The sequence below is a fragment of the Stenotrophomonas sp. TWI273 genome (genome assembly GCF_039674765.1).
Taxonomy (GTDB): Bacteria; Pseudomonadota; Gammaproteobacteria; order Xanthomonadales; family Xanthomonadaceae; genus Stenotrophomonas.
The window spans coordinates 90,565-107,313 of the sequence record NZ_JBDJOA010000005.1 but is presented as its reverse complement, the minus strand read 5'-3'; the positions used below and the strand labels follow the sequence as shown (position 1 = coordinate 107,313).

The 16,749-nt window shown below is 67.1% G+C and carries 13 protein-coding genes; 10 read left to right on the top strand and 3 right to left on the bottom strand.

Translation table 11 applies throughout. The features are described 5' to 3' along the window. Complete coding sequence (locus ABE571_RS08705; protein WP_070474313.1) at window positions 1–519, top strand: c-type cytochrome; 519 nt, start codon at window positions 1–3, stop codon at window positions 517–519. Between the two features lie 94 nt (window positions 520–613). After that, window positions 614–2,059 carry an ExeM/NucH family extracellular endonuclease gene (locus tag ABE571_RS08700; RefSeq protein WP_346493563.1) on the top strand — a complete coding sequence of 482 codons (1,446 nt, stop codon included), beginning with the start codon at window positions 614–616 and terminating at the stop codon, window positions 2,057–2,059. 83 nt (window positions 2,060–2,142) lie between these two features. On the opposite strand, the gene ABE571_RS08695 is transcribed toward ABE571_RS08700, so the two are convergent. Then, window positions 2,143–3,009 (bottom strand): EamA family transporter, encoded by an 867-nt coding sequence (locus ABE571_RS08695; RefSeq protein ID WP_346482613.1) that lies wholly within the window; start codon window positions 3,007–3,009, stop codon window positions 2,143–2,145. Window positions 3,010–3,064: 55 nt separating this feature from the next. Between ABE571_RS08695 and ABE571_RS08690 the strand changes: the two genes are divergently transcribed. Both ABE571_RS08690 and zapE read left to right on the top strand, forming a co-directional pair. Then, the gene (locus ABE571_RS08690) at window positions 3,065–3,739 is read left to right on the top strand and encodes a CocE/NonD family hydrolase (protein ID WP_313208898.1); all 675 of its coding nucleotides are present in this window, start codon (window positions 3,065–3,067) and stop codon (window positions 3,737–3,739) included. Next, window positions 3,736–4,836 carry a cell division protein ZapE gene (gene zapE, locus ABE571_RS08685; RefSeq protein ID WP_313208897.1) on the top strand — a complete coding sequence of 367 codons (1,101 nt, stop codon included), beginning with the start codon at window positions 3,736–3,738 and terminating at the stop codon, window positions 4,834–4,836. Before ABE571_RS08690 ends, zapE begins: the two co-directional genes overlap by 4 nt. A gap of 92 nt (window positions 4,837–4,928) precedes the next feature. Here the strand turns inward: zapE and ABE571_RS08680 are convergent, their stop codons facing one another. Beyond that, window positions 4,929–5,759 (bottom strand): DUF2884 family protein, encoded by an 831-nt coding sequence (locus ABE571_RS08680; RefSeq protein WP_346465424.1) that lies wholly within the window; start codon window positions 5,757–5,759, stop codon window positions 4,929–4,931. Window positions 5,760–6,338: 579 nt separating this feature from the next. Here ABE571_RS08680 and ABE571_RS08675 point away from each other — a divergent pair. The 5 genes from ABE571_RS08675 to ABE571_RS08655 all read left to right on the top strand — a co-directional run bounded on the left by ABE571_RS08675 (window position 6,339) and on the right by ABE571_RS08655 (window position 12,854). After that, the gene (locus ABE571_RS08675; RefSeq protein WP_313219878.1) at window positions 6,339–8,723 is read left to right on the top strand and encodes a ribonucleoside-diphosphate reductase subunit alpha; all 2,385 of its coding nucleotides are present in this window, start codon (window positions 6,339–6,341) and stop codon (window positions 8,721–8,723) included. Between the two features lie 110 nt (window positions 8,724–8,833). Then, window positions 8,834–9,853: a ribonucleotide-diphosphate reductase subunit beta gene (locus ABE571_RS08670; protein ID WP_313208894.1), complete on the top strand. Its 1,020-nt coding sequence runs from the start codon at window positions 8,834–8,836 to the stop codon at window positions 9,851–9,853. Window positions 9,854–10,368: 515 nt separating this feature from the next. Beyond that, complete coding sequence (locus ABE571_RS08665) at window positions 10,369–10,782, top strand: acyl-CoA thioesterase (RefSeq protein ID WP_313219879.1); 414 nt, start codon at window positions 10,369–10,371, stop codon at window positions 10,780–10,782. A gap of 46 nt (window positions 10,783–10,828) precedes the next feature. Further along, window positions 10,829–11,647 carry an NAD-dependent protein deacetylase gene (locus ABE571_RS08660; protein WP_346462707.1) on the top strand — a complete coding sequence of 273 codons (819 nt, stop codon included), beginning with the start codon at window positions 10,829–10,831 and terminating at the stop codon, window positions 11,645–11,647. A gap of 58 nt (window positions 11,648–11,705) precedes the next feature. Then, entirely contained in the window at window positions 11,706–12,854 is a 1,149-nt protein-coding gene (locus tag ABE571_RS08655) for an NADH:flavin oxidoreductase/NADH oxidase (RefSeq protein WP_313208892.1), read from the top strand. Between the two features lie 50 nt (window positions 12,855–12,904). On the opposite strand, the gene ABE571_RS08650 is transcribed toward ABE571_RS08655, so the two are convergent. After that, the gene (locus ABE571_RS08650) at window positions 12,905–13,837 is read right to left on the bottom strand and encodes a LysR substrate-binding domain-containing protein (RefSeq protein ID WP_313208891.1); all 933 of its coding nucleotides are present in this window, start codon (window positions 13,835–13,837) and stop codon (window positions 12,905–12,907) included. A 223-nt stretch (window positions 13,838–14,060) separates the two neighbouring features. Between ABE571_RS08650 and aceE the strand changes: the two genes are divergently transcribed. Then, complete coding sequence (aceE, locus tag ABE571_RS08645; RefSeq protein WP_346493562.1) at window positions 14,061–16,733, top strand: pyruvate dehydrogenase (acetyl-transferring), homodimeric type; 2,673 nt, start codon at window positions 14,061–14,063, stop codon at window positions 16,731–16,733. Window positions 16,734–16,749: the final 16 nt, after the last annotated feature.

The window sequence follows — 16,749 nt, the reverse complement described above, 5'->3', positions numbered from 1 at the left end:
GTGCGGAATTACGACCTCGAGTTCCTGAAACGCTTTTCCATGGTCATCGCGCTGCTGATGGCCATCACACTCGGCCTCATCATCTTTGCGGCCTACCTGCATACCAGCATTCCCCCTGAAGTCTCGCCGATGGCGGCCAAACGTACCGAGCAGCGCATCGCGCCGGCCGGTGCGGTGTACGCCGGCAGCACCGGTGCCGCCGCGCAGGCCGCCGCCCATGCCGCCGCGCTGGTCAAAGCCGCCTCGCAGGTCGCCTACGGTGGCACCACCGACGGCAAGGTGATCTACGACAACCTCTGCACCGCCTGCCATACCAATGGCGTCGGCAAGGCGCCGACGCTGGATCACGGGCATTGGGATGCGCGCATCGCCCAGGGCAAGGACACGCTCTACAAGCACGCGGTGGAGGGCTATACCGGCCCGGACGGTGGCATCATGCCGCCCAAGGGCGGTAATCCGGCGCTGACCGAGGAGCAGATCCATGCCACGGTCGATTGGATGCTCGCCAACCTGAAATGACGGCTTTGCCGGATCAGGCCACCGACGCCGCCGAAGGGCGGCGTTTCACTTTATGTGGTTAGCCTTGTCGTACTTCCCTGGAGTCCCGCTTCCGATGCGCCGTACCCCCCTCGTGTTCGCTCTCGCGCTGGCGTTGTCCGGCGCGGTCCATGCCGCCCAGCCGCAGCCCGCCACCTCGCCGCAGGTGCGTCCGGCGCCGACCACGTCGGCCACGGTCACCCTGACCGCGCCGCCCACCGACTGGCGCACGCTGGATGGCCAGCAGGTCCGCATCGCCGCGCCGCTGACCCTGGCCGGCACCGATGGCCTGTCGCGCTTTGGTGAGTTGACCGTGGCCTTCGGTGGTCGCCTGTGGCAGCCGAGCGAAGTGGCCGCACCCGGCACCGCCGGGCATGCCCAGGTGGTGGCCGACAACCTGCATCGCCGGCTGGTGCTGGACGATGGCAGCGACGCCCGCGATCCCGGCCCGGTGGCCTACCTGCCGGCGGCCGCGAACCTGCGTACCGGCATGGTCCTGCGCAACGTTGAAGGCATCGTCCGTATCGATCCCAAGGGCAACACCCGCCTGCAGGTGACCCGCCCGCTGAACCTGCCGGCGCTGGAGCGCCCGGCCGTACCGGTGGTGGCCGGGGCTCTGCACGTGGCGGCGTTCAACCTGGAGAACTTCTTCAATGGCGACGGCCAGGGCGGCGGTTTCCCGACCCTGCGTGGCGCCCGTACCCCGGCCGAACACCAGGCGCAGAAGACCAAGCTGGTCGCCACCATCAACGCGCTCGGCGCCGATGTCGCCGCGCTGATGGAACTGGAGAACGATGGCTACGGCCCGCAGTCGGCGATCGCCCAGCTGGTTGATGCGCTCAATGCGGACCGGGGCCAAGGTGCCGACTGGCGTTTCATCGATGCCCGGCAGGGCCCGGGTGACAACCCGATCCGGGTCGGCATCATCTATCGCGCCTCGCGCGTGACCCCGGTCGGCGCCCCCGCCGTGCTGGAGAAGGAGCCCTTCGGCGAGCGCAGCCGCGTGCCGCTGGCGCAGGCCTTCCGTGCGGGCAAGGGCGCGCCGTTCGTGGTCGTGGCCAATCACTTCAAATCCAAGGGCTGCTCCGAAGCGACCGGCGCCGATGCCGATCAGAAGGACGGCCAGGCCTGCTGGAATGCCACCCGGGTCGCCTCGGCCACGCTGCTGGACCAGTGGCTGGCGACCGATCCCACCGCTGCGGGCACCCGCGATGCAGTGCTGCTGGGTGACTTCAACGCCTACGCGATGGAAGACCCGATCCGCACCCTGCACGCGGCCGGCTGGCGGGATGCGTTCGCGGTGGCGAAGGTCGAACGGCCTTACAGCTATGTCTACAACGGCATGACCGGCCGGCTGGACCATGCGCTGTTGAGCCCGGGCATGGCCAAACGCCTGCGCGCGGCCGCGGAGTGGCACATCAATGCCGATGAGGCCGACGATGTCGGCTACCGCGACCGCAACGAAGCGGGCCCGTGGCGCAGCTCGGACCATGATCCGCTGCTGCTGGGGTTTGATCGCTGATACCGCACGGGTGCGCCGGCACGCCCGGCCACCGTCGCGTTGCCCGGGTAGTGCCGGCCGCTGGCCGGCACCGCATCAACCAGTTACCACGTGCCCCACGCGATCAACCCGATCGCCACCACGGCCAACCCCAGGCCCACCCGGTTCCACACACTGGTGCGCTCGCCGAAACCGACGATGCCCACCAGCGCGCCCAGCACCACCACGCCGATGTTCATGCCGGCGAACACCACCGCCGGGCTGTCCGGCAGATGCTGGTGGGCGCGCACGTAGAACAGGATGTTGCCGAAGTTGAGCAGCCCGAGCAGGGCGCCGCCGACCCCGTTGCGCCACTGCAGGCGGGCGATGCCGCGCAGGTGACGCCATAGCTGCAACGCCAGCATCAGCACGAAGGCCAGGCTGAAACTGGCCAGCAGCGCGGCCATCGAGGGCGTGCCCGACAACGCCACCTTCTTGAGCAGGATGTCCACCAGGGCATAGCCCACCCACACCGCCAGCAGCCACGGCCAGGCCCGCCCGCCAGTGGGCTCGGCCGCACCGGCGCGCGGGCGCACGCTGATCCCCAGGATCGCCAGCAGGCCCAACCCCAGGCCGGCCAGCTTCCAGCCGTTGGCGGTCTCCCCGAACACCAGGAACGCGGCCAGCAGCGAAAGCAGGAGTGACAACCGCTGGGCCACGTCGCTACGCACGATCCCGGCGCGGGTGACCGCGCGGGCCATCATCAGGAAGATCGCCGGCAGCGCCAAGGCCAGGCAGAGCAGGGCGGCCCACGGCGCATGCGCGGTCTGCAGTGACGCCAGCGATGGCTGCAGCAGCACCGCGCTGAGCACGCTGGCGACCAGATAATTCCACGTCACCACCTGCGGCATGTCCAGCCGCTGGCGCGGCGCCAGCTTCAGCAGGACCGAGACCAGCACGCTGCAGAGAACGCTGAAAACCAGAAAGTGCATGTACGGATCCGGCGGGGCGGCGGTGAAGCACGCGGAGGGACGGTATTATGACGCCATGCACAATCCCCCATTTCCCCAAGAAAGCGGTGCGCTGACGCTGGACGGACCGGTCGGTCCGCTGGATGTCGTGGTTGATCTGCCCGAGGCCGATGTCGCGGTGCAGCCGGTGGTGGCGATCGTCTGCCATCCGCTGTCCACCGAGGGCGGCAGCATGCACAACAAGGTGGTGACCATGGCCGCGCGCTCGCTGCGCGACCTGGGCATCGCCACCGTGCGCTTCAACTTCCGCAGCGTCGGCGACTCGGCCGGCACGTTCGACAACGGCGTGGGCGAACAGGACGACCTCAAGGCCGTCGCCGCCTGGGTCCGTGCGCAGCGGCCGGGCCAGGCCCTGTGGCTGGCCGGTTTCAGCTTCGGCGCGTACGTCTCGCTGCGCGCGGCGGGCGACCTGCAGCCGACCACGTTGATCTCGATCGCGCCGCCGGCCGGGCGCTGGGATTTCGAGGGCATGCAGCCGCCGGCCCAGTGGCTGGTGATCCAGGGCGAGGAAGACGAGATCGTCGACCCGCAGGCGGTCTATGACTGGCTGGACAGTATGGATGCACCGCATGAACTGGTGCGCATGCCCGATACCAGCCACTTCTTCCACCGCAAGATCGTCGACCTGCGCGGCGCGCTCATCCATGGCGTCAAGCAGTGGCTGCCCAACCCCGCCCCCGACGCGGCATGAGCGACACCGTGATGACCCCGTCGCAGCGCTACGCCGATGGCGTGGCCCGGGGCGAATGGCAGAACGACCCGGCCCAGCACGCCGCCCTGGCCGAGCTGGATCGCATCCATCTGGCGCTGGTCGACAGCGCCCAGGACGGCTGGCTGGACCGCCTCTCCGCATTCTGGAAGAAGCCCGAGCCGGTCAAGGGCCTGTACTTCTGGGGCGGGGTGGGGCGCGGCAAGACCTTCCTGGTCGATCTGTTCTATGACGGCCTGCCGATCGAACAGAAGTACCGCACCCATTTCCATCGCTTCATGCGCGGCATCCACGAGCGCCTGCGCGAGCACCAGGGGCAAAGCGATCCGCTGGCGAAGATCGCCCAGGAGTGGCGCAGCAAACTGCGCGTGCTGGTGCTGGACGAATTCTTCGTCACTGACATCGGCGATGCGATGCTGCTGGCGCGCCTGCTCGAACGCATGTTCGCCGAGGGCGTGACCCTGGTGACCACCTCCAACACCGCGGTGGAAAACCTGTACCTCAACGGCCTGCAGCGCGACAGCTTCCTGCCCGCGATCGGACTGCTGCAGACCTACTGCGTGGAGCTCTACGCCGAAGGCACCGAGGACTACCGCATGCGCGCGCTGACCCGCTCGCCGGTGTACCAGTCCCCGATCGATGCCGGCAGCGATGCCTGGCTGGCCGGCCGCTGGGCCGAGCTCAGTGGTGGGCAACCGGCCAAGGCGGGCAACATCGAGATCGAGGCGCGCAAGATTCCGGTGCGCGGCCGCGGCAAGAGCATCGTCTGGTTCGATTTCAAGGCGCTATGCGAAGGCCCACGCGGCCCGTCGGATTACATCGAGATCGCGCACGAGTTCAACACCGTGCTGCTCGGCGACATCCCGCACTTCGACACACTCAACGAAGATGCCGCGCGCCGCTTCGTCAACCTGATCGACGAGCTGTACGACCGCCACGTCAACCTGGTCTGCACCGCGACCGATTCACCGGTCGGGCTGTATTCGGGCATCCGCCTGCAGGGCGCGTTCGAACGTACCGCCTCGCGCCTGATCGAAATGCAGAGCGCCGAGTACCTGGGCACCCCGCACCGCGCGTAAATCCACGCCGGGCCTGGACAGGCCGTGATGTAGATCCACGCCATGCGTGGATAGGCCGTGCAACGTAGATCCACGCCATGCGTGGATGCTCTCTACAACGGCGGCAACACCAACGCGTCCCCGCGCGGCTGTTCGTGCGCGATCGGCGCGGCCGCGTCCTCGTTGCGGTCCATCACCATCATTGCCAGCGGCCTGCCCTGGTAGCGCACCTCCAGCGACTGCTGGATCGCGTCCAGCGCCAGCACCTGCGTGCACAGCGACTGGGCCTGCGCCTCCAGCGCCTTGCCACGCAACTCCATGCGGTGCTCCAGGTCGGCCTCCATCTTCTCGGCGCGCGCCTCGATCCGGCCAGAGCCGCCGGTCAGCATCGTCCACAGCACCCCGCGGGCAAGCGAGGCCGACATCGACTCGGCCGCCTGCTCGATGCGCGCCTCGAACTGCTCGCCGAACAGGTCCTGCTCCCAGATCCCGCGGCCCAGCGTACGGCCAACGTATTCGTGGGCATCCCTGCGCAGCCCTTCCACCTCGCGCGCCTTGCGGCCGCTGCCGGTCATGATCTCCACCGTCGCCCCCAGCGCATCGAAGGCGATGTCCGTGGCCTCGCCGGCCACCCCGGCCACCGCAGGCACCAGCTGGCGGGTGCCCCATTCGAGCTGGCGCAGGCGCTGGGCATCGGCGTCACTGACCGGGATCGGCTGGCGATCGATGTTCAGCTCGCCATCGTGGAAGAAAATCTCCGCCGGCAGCTGCTCGCGGTTGCGCAGCCAGATCCCGCCGCTGTCCACCAGCACGTTGTAGGGCGTGCTCACCCCGCACTGGCGCGAGGAGAGGGCCGGCGCCTTGGTCTGGCCATCGGCGGCGGCGGTGCCGGTGCCGGCCAGGGTCAGGCCCAGCAACAGACATCCAGTCAGGGGCAGGCGCATGGTCGCGTTCATATGAAAGGAGACGCGTTGGAGCGTCGCACCCCGGGGCGGCCCCGGCGCGGGTCGGAAGTCACCCTGACCGGCGGCCATTCGTTAGGGCCATGTGAGGCCGCTGTTCCGTTTTTCGCGCCCCTGCGTCGCATCCGGCACCGGCGTTTTGGCCTTGACTGCGCACTCGCTTTCGACAGGTCCGGACCGTTCGTCGGACGCCTTTCCGGCCCGGTCCTTGCGCCGCAAGGGATTAGGGAAATTCACTACATTTGGCGTTGACGACACCTGGTACCCCCACTATCTTGTGGCCGTCGGTACCGCCGACCACAAGTCGACGGGCGTATCGCCTTCACGCCGATGGCCTGAAGACCTACTGACAACCGCACGAAGTACAGCGTGTGGTGCCGGTCGCAGGATTCTCCGGGGGGAGAGGACCGGTGACGCAGGGGAACCGCCCGCAGGCTTGCCTGCCCGGGTCGCGGCTCCTGCGACGCCGATAGTCCACCCTGAGCATCTCTGCATCGGTTCCGGCGCCTGCCAGGCAGACCCACGCTGCACCACCCCAAATCACGCCAAGAGGAAAACGCCGTGAGCACCGAAACCAGCGCAGCTATCGATAAGGAAAGCGAATTCCTGCTGACCTCGCCGCCCACGGCGACCGCCATGAGCGTCACCAAGCGCAATGGCACGACCGAACTGGTGGACCTGAACAAGATCGTGCGCGCCGTACAGCGCTGCTGCGAAGGTCTGCATGCGGTGGATCCGATGCGCGTTGCGACCCGCACCATCTCCGGCCTGTATAACGGCGCGACCACCCAGGAGCTGGACGAACTGTCCATCCGCACCTCGGCGCTGCTGATCGGTGAAGAACCCGAATACGGCCGCCTCGCCGCGCGCCTGCTGGCCAACTTCATCGCCAAGGAAGTGTCCGGCCAGGAAATCCATGCGTTCTCGCAGTCGGTCGGCCGCGGCCACGAAGTCGGCCTGATCAACGCACGCCTGCTGGAGTTCGTGCAGGTCAACGCCCGCAAGCTCAACGACGCGATCGATCCGTCGCTGGACCTGCATTTCGATTACTTCGGCCTGCGTACCCTGTACGACCGGTACCTGCTGCGTCATCCGCACACCCGCAAGGTGATCGAGACCCCGCAGCAGTTCTTCCTGCGCATCGCCAGCGCCCTGAGCGAAGACGTGCCGGAAACCCTCGCGCTGTACAAGCGCATGGGCAATCTGGATTACCTGCCCTCCAGCCCGACCCTGTTCAACTCCGGCACCACGCATGAGCAGCTGTCCTCGTGCTTCCTGCTGGATTCGCCGCAGGATTCGCTGGAGTCGATCTACGCCAAGTACGGCGATATCGCCCAGCTCTCCAAGTTCAGCGGCGGCATCGGCGTCAGCTACAGCCGCGTGCGTTCGCGTGGTTCGCTGATCAAGTCGACCAACGGCCATTCCAACGGCATCGTGCCGTGGCTCAAGACCATGGATTCGTCCGTGGCCGCGGTGAACCAGGGCGGCAAGCGCAAGGGCGCGGCCTGTGTGTACCTGGAAACCTGGCACGCCGATATCGAGGACTTCCTCGAACTGCGTGACAACACCGGCGACGAATCGCGCCGTGCGCACAACCTGAATCTGGCCAACTGGATCCCCGACCTGTTCATGCAGCGCGTCGAGGCCGACCAGGAATGGTCGCTGTTCGATCCGAGCGTGGTGCCCGAGTTCACCGATCTGTTCGGCGAAGCGTTCGAGCAGGCCTACCTGCAGGCCGAAGCCCAGGGCAAGGCCCAGCGCACCATCTCCGCACGCAAGCTGTACTCGCGGATGATGCGTACCCTGGCCGAGACCGGCAACGGCTGGATGACCTTCAAGGACAAGTGCAACCGCGCCAGCAACCAGACCCTGCGTCCGGGCAACGTGATCCACCTGTCCAACCTGTGCACCGAAATCCTGGAAATCACCTCGGCCGAAGAGACCGCGGTGTGCAACCTGGGCTCGATCAACCTGGGCAATCATTTCGACGGCCACGGCGAGTTCGATTTCGAGAAGCTGGCCGACACCGTGCGCCTGGCCGTGCGTCAGCTCGACCGCGTGATCGACCTGAACTTCTACCCGATCGAAACCGCCCGCCGCGGCAACCTGCGCTGGCGTCCGGTCGGCCTGGGCTGCATGGGCCTGCAGGACGTGTTCTTCCGCAAGCGTCTGGCCTTTGACAGTGCCGAAGCCCGCGCGCTGTCCAGGCAGATCGCCGAAACGATCTACTTCCACGCGCTGGAAACCTCGTGCGAGCTGGCCCAGGAACGCGGCAAGCACCCGTCCTTCGCCGACACCCGTGCGGCCAGCGGCGAGCTGCAGTTCGATGCCTGGAACGTGGTGCCCGAAGACACCGCCCGTTGGGACGCCCTGCGTGAGCGCATCAAGGAACACGGCCTGCGCAACTCGCTGCTGATCGCGATTGCCCCGACCGCGACCATCGCCTCGATCGCCGGTTGCTACGAGTGCGTCGAGCCGCAGGTCTCCAACCTGTTCAAGCGCGAAACGCTGTCCGGCGACTTCCTGCAGGTCAACCGTTACCTGGTGAACGAGCTGAAGAAGCTCGGCCACTGGACCCCGGAAATGCGCGACGCGATCAAGCTGGCCGAAGGCTCGATCCAGGGCATCACCCAGATCCCGGAAACGCTGCGCCACATTTACCGCACCGCCTGGGAACTGCCGATGCGTTCGCTGATCGACATGGCCGCCGACCGCGGCGCGTTCATCGACCAGTCCGCCTCGCTCAATCTGTTCATGGAAAGCCCGAACATCGGCGCGATGTCCTCCATGTACATGTACGCCTGGAAGCAGGGCATCAAGACCACGTACTACCTGCGTTCGCGCCCGGCGACCAAGATCGCCAAGACGACCGTCAGCAGCTACACCCCGGTCGAAGCCGTCGCCTGCTCGCTGGAAAACCCGGAAAGCTGCGAGGCGTGCCAGTAACCAAGGCGTGCCGACCCACCGGGCCGGCACCGCCGGGTGCACGGACGGAAAATCACACATTCGGTAGCTACCGACCGTTGGTCGGTAGTCGCCAAGAAGGACGAAACACCATGGCCGACAAGCCGACTCAAATGCTGCTCGATCCAGGTTTTGAACTGACGTTGCGCCCGATGCGCTACCCGCAGTTCTATGACATGTATCGCAACGCGATCAAGAACACCTGGACGGTCGAGGAAATCAACTTCCAGATCGACATCAGCGACCTGCACGGCAAGATGTCGCCGGGCGAGCGCCACCTGATCCACCGCCTGGTCGCGTTCTTCGCCACCGGCGATTCGATCGTGTCCAACAATCTGGTGCTGAACCTGTATCAGCATCTGAACGCGCCGGAAGCGCGCATGTACCTGTCGCGCCAGCTGTACGAAGAAGCGCTGCACGTGCAGTTCTACCTGACCCTGCTCGACAACTACCTGCCCGATCCGGACGAGCGCGCCAAGGCGTTCGACGCGGTGGAGAACATCGACTCGATCAAGAAGAAGGCGGACTTCTGCTTCAAATGGATCGATTCGATCCAGAACCTGAAGCGCATCGAGACCCGTGACGAGCGTCGCCAGTTCCTGCTCAACCAGATCTGCTTCGCGGCGTGCATCGAGGGTCTGTTCTTCTTCGCGGCCTTTGCCTACGTCTACTACTTCCGTTCGCGCGGTCTGCTCAACGGTCTGGCCTCGGGCACCAACTGGGTGTTCCGCGACGAGAGCGCGCACATGGAGTTCGCGTTCGAGTGCGTGGACGTGATCCGCGAGGAAGAGCCGGACCTGTTCGACGATGCGATGAAGCAGGAGGTCTACGACATGCTGGCCGACGCGATCGAGTGCGAAGTGCAGTTCGCCGAGGACGTGCTGTCGGGCGGCGTGGCGGGCATTTCGACGCGCGACATGCGCCAGTATCTGCAGCATTGCGCGGACAATCATTTCCATCGCCTGGGCATGGAGAAGAAGTACAACGTGCGCAATCCGCTGAGCTTCATGGAGCTGCAGGACGTGCAGGAGTTGACCAACTTCTTCGAGCGCCGTTCCTCGGCCTACCAGGTAGGCGTGAAGGGCGAAGTGTCGTTCGACATGTCGTTCTGATCTGACGCTCACGTCGTGATTTCGAAAAGCCCCGGACATGTTCCGGGGCTTTTTGTTTGCGCTCTGCTTGCTTGAGCGTTGAAGCGTTGAGGCAACAGCGTTGGCGTCCGGATGCTGCGAGTAGAAGTGACCCGGGCAGGCGAATGCTGGACCCGCCGTAAATACGTCCGTGTAGGCTCGTGGGCCGCATCCATGCGGCCCAACGGTCCTGCATTCGCCTACCCGGGTCACGTCCCATGGATCTTCCATTGCGGTTGGAAAGGCGGTTGCCACCAACGTGCGCTGACTATCAATGAAGACCTTGGTATCAACACGTCGTGTAGAGCCGAGCCATGCTCGGCTGCTCTTCCTCTCCCACACCACGTCGCGTAAGCACTCGCCAAAGCCGCTCTCCCCACCGCGCATAAGCAAACTATCTAGAGGAGGTCGGGGGTCCCTTTGCAGGACCGTTAAGCGGCATGGATGCCCCCCTGTCGTATCATCCGCGCCATCCCACAGCATTCCCGGCCCCCGCCATGACCCCGATCCCCGAAACCATCCCGCCCATCGAAGTCCGCATGGCCGAGATCGTGTTCCCCAACCACACCAATCACCTGGGCACCCTGTTCGGTGGCCAGGCCCTGGCATGGATGGACAAGGCGGCGTTCCTGGCCGCGGCCCGCTACTCGCGCCGCACCGTGGTCACCGCACGCTCGGACCAGGTCGATTTCAAGCTGCCGATCCGCATCGGCCAGATGGTGGAGACCGTTGGCCGCATCGTGGACGTCGGGCGCAGCTCGATGAAGGTGGAGGTTGAACTGATCGCCGAAGACCTCCACACCGGTGAGCGCAAGCTGTGCACGCGCGGACACTTCGTGATGATCGCGCTGGATGCCGACGGTCACCCGACCAGCGTCCCGTCGCTGCCGGGTGACATCCCGGGCCCGTAAGCGGCCCGCGATTGCCTCTCCGCACCTGCGCCCCCATCTGCTGATCATGAGCACACCCCTCGCCGAGTTCATCGACCGCGCCCAGCGCCTGTTCGTGCTGACCGGCGCGGGCTGCAGCACCGATTCGGGCATCCCGGATTACCGCGATGCCGATGGCCAGTGGAAGCGGACGCCGCCGGTCACCTACCAGGCCTTCATGGGCGAGCTGGCCACCCGCCAGCGCTACTGGGCGCGCAGCCTGCTGGGCTGGCCCCGGTTCGGCTGGGCCCGGCCGAACGGCACGCATGCCGCGCTCGCCGCGCTGGAGGCCCGTGGCCAGGTCGAGCTGCTGCTCACCCAGAATGTCGACCGGCTGCATCAGCGGGCGGGCAGCGAGGCGGTGATCGACCTGCATGGGCGGCTGGACCAGGTGCGCTGCATGGGCTGCGAAGCGCGCACCCCGCGCGAGGCGTTCCAGCACCGGCTGCTGGCGCTCAACCCCGGCTGGGAGCATCTGGAGGCCGGACAGGCGCCCGACGGCGATGCCGATCTGGAGATGGACTTCTCCGCCTTCCAGGTGCCGGCCTGCCCGGCATGCGGCGGGGTGCTCAAGCCGGACGTGGTGTTCTTCGGTGAAAGCGTGCCGCGCGAGCGGGTCGCCACCGTCCACGACCATCTGCAGCGGGCCGATGCGGTGCTGGTGGTCGGCTCCTCGCTGATGGTCTATTCCGGCTTCCGCTTCGTGCAGGCCGCGGCCCAGGCCGGGCTGCCGATCGCCGCGCTCAACCGCGGCCTTACCCGCGCCGACGCGCTGCTGAGCCTGAAAGTCGACCAGTCCTGCGCCGACGCGCTGGCCTTCCTGCTGCCAGGAACCGCCGCCGCCTGAGCCGCTACGAAACACTGATCCATTGGCACGGTTGCCTCCGCCGCCGCACAGGAGTGCAATGGCGCCCGGTTCCATTTCCTCTTCCCGAGTTCCCCCCTTGAGCCAGCTCTTCTCCTCCATCCCCTTCGGTCCGCTGACCCTGCCCAACCGCATCGTGATCGCGCCGATGTGCCAGTACTCCTGTGTCGACGGCCTTGCCAACGACTGGCACCGCATCCATCTCGGGCAGCTCTCGCAGTCCGGCGCCGGCCTGCTGATCCTGGAAGCCACCGCCGTGCTGCCGGAAGGCCGCATCAGCTGGGCCGACCTGGGCTTGTGGGATGACGCCACCGAAGCCGCGCTGGCCTCGGTCGTGGCCTCGGTCAAGCAGTGGTCGCCGATGCCGCTGGGCGTGCAGTTGGGTCATGCCGGGCGCAAGGCCTCGGTCAATAAGCCCTGGGAAGGCGGCGGTGCGATGGACCCGTCCGATCCGCGTGCGTGGCCCACGGTCGCACCGTCCGCGCTGCCGTTCGCCAAGACCGACCCGACCCCGACCGAACTGGATCTGGCCGGCATCGATGCCGTGGTCGAGGCTTTCGCGGCCGCCGCCCGCCGCGCAGAGCGCGTCGGCATGGACCTGATCGAACTGCACGCCGCGCACGGCTATCTGCTGCACCAGTTCCTGTCGCCGCTGAGCAACCGCCGCGAGGACGACTACGGTGGCTCGCTGGAAAACCGCATGCGCCTGCTGGTGCGCGTGTTCGATGCCGTGCGTGAGGCCGTCTCGGACCGCATCGCGGTGGGTGTGCGCATCTCCGCCAGCGACTGGGTGGCCGGTGGCTGGGATATCGAACAGACCACGACCCTGGCGCACGTGCTGGATGCGCGCGGCTGCCAGTTCCTGCACGTCTCCAGCGGTGGCAACGACCCGCGCCAGCAGATTCCGCTGTCGCCGGGCTACCAGGTGCCGTTCGCGCAGGCGATCAAGGCGCACAAGCTGCGCATGCCGGTCATCGCGGTGGGCCTGATCACCGAGCCCTCTCAGGCCGAATCGATCCTGCGCCATGGCCATGCCGATGCGATCGCGCTGGCCCGCGGCATCCTCTACGACCCGCGCTGGCCGTGGCATGCCGCCGCCGCACTGGGCGATTCGGTCGCTCCGGCACCGCAGTACCTGCGCTGCGAACCGCGCGAAGCCCGCGGTGTGTTCATCGCGCCGGAACGCTGACACGCTGACGGTAGTGCCGGCCGTTGGCCGGCATCCGGGTGACCCTGTGCTCAGCCGACATCCACCCGCCACGCCGGCGGCAGCCCCTCGATGATGTGCTGCATCAGCGCCCGCACCTTCGGGGTCAGATCGCGGCGATCGCTGACGCACAGGAACAACCGCATCGGCTCCGGTGAGGCCTGGGTGCTCTGCGCATCGCCGGGTTCGAACAGCGCCTGCAGCTCGCCGCGCGCGAGATAGGGCGCGGCCACGAACGCCGCCAGCCGGGTGATGCCGCCGCCGGCCACCGCCATCGCGGCCAGTGCATCGACGTCATCGCTCACCAGCGCCGGGGCCACCTCGGCATCGAAGCGCATGCCGTCGCGGACGAAGCCCCACGGCAGATAGCGCCCGTCCAGCGGGTAGCGCAGCAGCAGGCAACGATGCTCGCGCAGCGCCTCCGGTGTGAGCGGAATCCCGGCCCGCGCGAGATACGACGGTGCCGCGCAGAACACGAACGGCACCTGCGCGATCGGCCGCGCCACCAGGCCTTCCTCCAGCTGCGGTTCAATCCGGATGCTCACGTCCACGTCTTCGTGCGCGTGGTCCACGCTGCGGTCGGTGAGCAGCAGCTCGATCGCCAGGCGGCGGAAGCGGGCCTGCAGCGCGGGCAGCAACGGGGCCAGCGCGTGGCGGCCGAACGCGGTGCTGCTGGCGATCCGCAACCGTCCTTCAGGCGTGGCATCGAGGTCGGTCACGGCGGCCTGGGCGCGCTGCAGGTCGCGTTCGATGTGGCGCACCTGGGCCAGGTACAGCGCACCGCGCTCGGTCAGGGCCAGGGTACGGGTGGTGCGGTTGAGCAGGCGCACGCCCAGATGCGCCTCCAGCCGGGCGATGTTCTGCCCGACCGCCGCCGGGCTCACCCCAAGCGTGCGCGCGGCCGCAGCCAGGCTGCCCGCGTCGGCGGTCCGGATGAAGCTGCGGATTGACTGGAGAATGTTCATGCTGGCCGCCATTCTCGCGCTCCATTGGAAAGAATTTCTTTATAAAGCGCCAAGTCCATCCGGTCTACCCGCCCTGCGGCCCCCTGCTTATCGTGCCTGTCCCGCAACCGCCAGGTTGCCCGCTCGCCCGGCTCTGTTGCCCGGGCGACGCCGCTTCCGCGCTGTGCCGCCCCCGCTGCCGTCGCGTCCTGCGCACGGCCTGGCCGCCTTCCCCGGAGATGACATGAACCCAGCGCTCGCCCCCCTCGATACCGACCCGCAGGAAACCCAGGAATGGCGTGAGTCGCTGGAGGCGGTCATCCACGCCGCCGGCCGCCCGCGCGCGCATTACCTGATGGACCAGCTGACCGAGCTGGACACGGCCCGCCATGGGGATCTGCATGGCCGCGTCTGGACGGCGTATACCAACACCATTCCGGTCGAGCGCCAGCCGGCCTATCCGGGCGATCTCGGCATCGAGCGCCGCCTCAACGCGATGATCCGCTGGAACGCGATGGTCATGGTGCTGCGCGCCGGCAAGCACTCCAACGTGGGTGGCCACATCGCCACGTACCAGTCCGCGGCGGTGCTGTACGACGTCGGCTTCGATCACTTCTTCCGTGGCCGTACCGACACCTTCGATGGCGACATGATCTACATCCAGGGCCACTCGGCGCCCGGCATCTACGGCCGCGCATTCGTCGAAGGCCGCATCGCGCCCGAACGCATGGACAACTTCCGCCGCGAATCTGATCGCGATGGCCTGTCCTCCTATCCGCACCCGCGGCTGATGCCGGACTTCTGGCAGTTCCCCACCGTCTCGATGGGGCTGGGCCCGCTCACCGCCGCCTACCAGGCGCGTTACATGCGCTACCTGGAATACCGCGGGCTGAAGGAGCACCAGGGCCGCAAGGTCTGGGCCTTCCTTGGCGATGGTGAAATGGACCAGCCCGAATCGCTGGCCGCCATTTCCGTGGCCGGCCGCGAGCGCCTGGACAACCTGGTGTTCGTGGTGAACTGCAATCTGCAGCGGCTGGACGGCCCGGTGCGCGGCAACGCCAAGGTGATCCAGGAACTGGAAGGCACCTTCCGCGCCGCCGGCTGGAACGTCATCAAGGTCATCTGGGGCGGCGGCTGGGATGCGCTGCTGGCCAAGGACCGCACCGGCCTGCTGCGCCAGCGCATGATGGAATGCGTGGATGGCGACTATCAGACCTTCAAGTCGCAGAACGGTGCCTACGTGCGCGAGCATTTCTTCGGCAAGTATCCCGAACTGCTGGCGCTGGTCGCGGAGATGAGCGATGACGAGATCTGGGCGCTTGCGCGCGGCGGTCACGATCCGCAGAAGGTCTATGCCGCCTACGCGCAGGCCGTCGCCGGCAACGGCCGGCCGAGCGTGATCCTGGCCAAGACGGTCAAGGGGTTCGGCATGGGCGAGGCCGGTGAAGGCCAGAACATCAATCACCAGCTCAAGAAGATGAGCGCCGATGCCGTGCGTGCGTTCCGTGATCGGTTTGATCTGCCGGTCAGTGACGACCAGCTGGAAGACATGCCGTACCTGCGCCCCGCGCCGGGCAGTGCAGAGGCGCGCTATTTCGCACAGCGCCGCCAGGCCCAGGGCGGCCAGCTGCCGGCGCGGGTGACCCACGTCGATCCGTTGCCGGTGCCGGCGTTGTCGGCGTTCGCCAACCAGTTGCAGGGCAGTGGCGAACGCGGCCAGTCCACTACGATGGGCTTCGTGCGCATCCTCACCACGCTGCTCAAGGACCCGGAACTGGGCAAGCTGATCATTCCGATCGTGCCCGATGAATCGCGCACGTTCGGCATGGAAGGCCTGTTCCGCCAGATCGGCATCCACTCCTACCTCGGCCAGCTGTACACGCCGCAGGATGCCGGCCAGCTGAGCTATTACAAGGAAGCCAAGGACGGCCAGATCCTGCAGGAAGGCATCAACGAATCCGGCGCGATCTGCTCGTGGATCGCCGCCGGTACCGCCTACAGCAACCACGGCCTGGCCACGATTCCGTTCTACATCTTCTACTCGATGTTCGGCCTGCAGCGCGTCGGTGACCTGGCCTGGGCGGCTGCCGATGCACGCACCCGCGGCTTCCTGCTCGGCGCCACCTCCGGCCGTACCACGCTCATGGGCGAGGGCCTGCAGCACGATGACGGCCACAGCCACGTGCTGTCCTCGGTGATCCCCAGCTGCGTGTCCTTCGATCCCACCTACAACTTCGAACTGGCGGTGATCATCCAGGACGGCCTGCGCCGGATGTACGTGGACCAGGAGGACATCTACTACTACATCACCGTGCTCAACGAGGCCTATCCGCACCCGGCACTGCCGGAAGGCAGCGAAGCGGGCATCCTCAAGGGCCTGTACCTGCTGCACCCCGCTGCCGCCGACAGCGACCCGGCGCTGCGCGTGCAGCTGATGGGCAGCGGCGCGATCCTGCGCGAAGTGGAAGCCGCGGCCACCCTGCTGCAGCAGGATTTCGGCATCGCCAGCGACGTGTGGAGCGCCACCAGCCTCACCGAACTGCGCCGTGATGGCCTGGCGGCCGAGCGCTGGAACCTGCTGCACCCCGTGGAGGAGCCGCGGGTGCCGTATGTGCAGCAATGCCTGGCCGCGCACCCGGGCCCGGTGATCGTGGCCACCGACTACATGAAGATCGTCGGCGACCAGGTCCGGCCCTTCATTGACGGCCGCCGCTTCACTGCGTTGGGCACCGATGGCTTCGGCCGCTCGGATACGCGCGAGTCACTGCGTACGTTCTTTGAAGTGGACCGCCACTTCATCGTGCTCGCCGCGCTCAAGTCGCTGGCCGATGACGGCCGGATCGAACGCGGCCAGCTGCAGGTGGCGATCGACCGGTACGGGATCGATGTGGAGAAGGTGGACCCGGCGGCGGTGTAGGGGCTGGGCCGCTGCC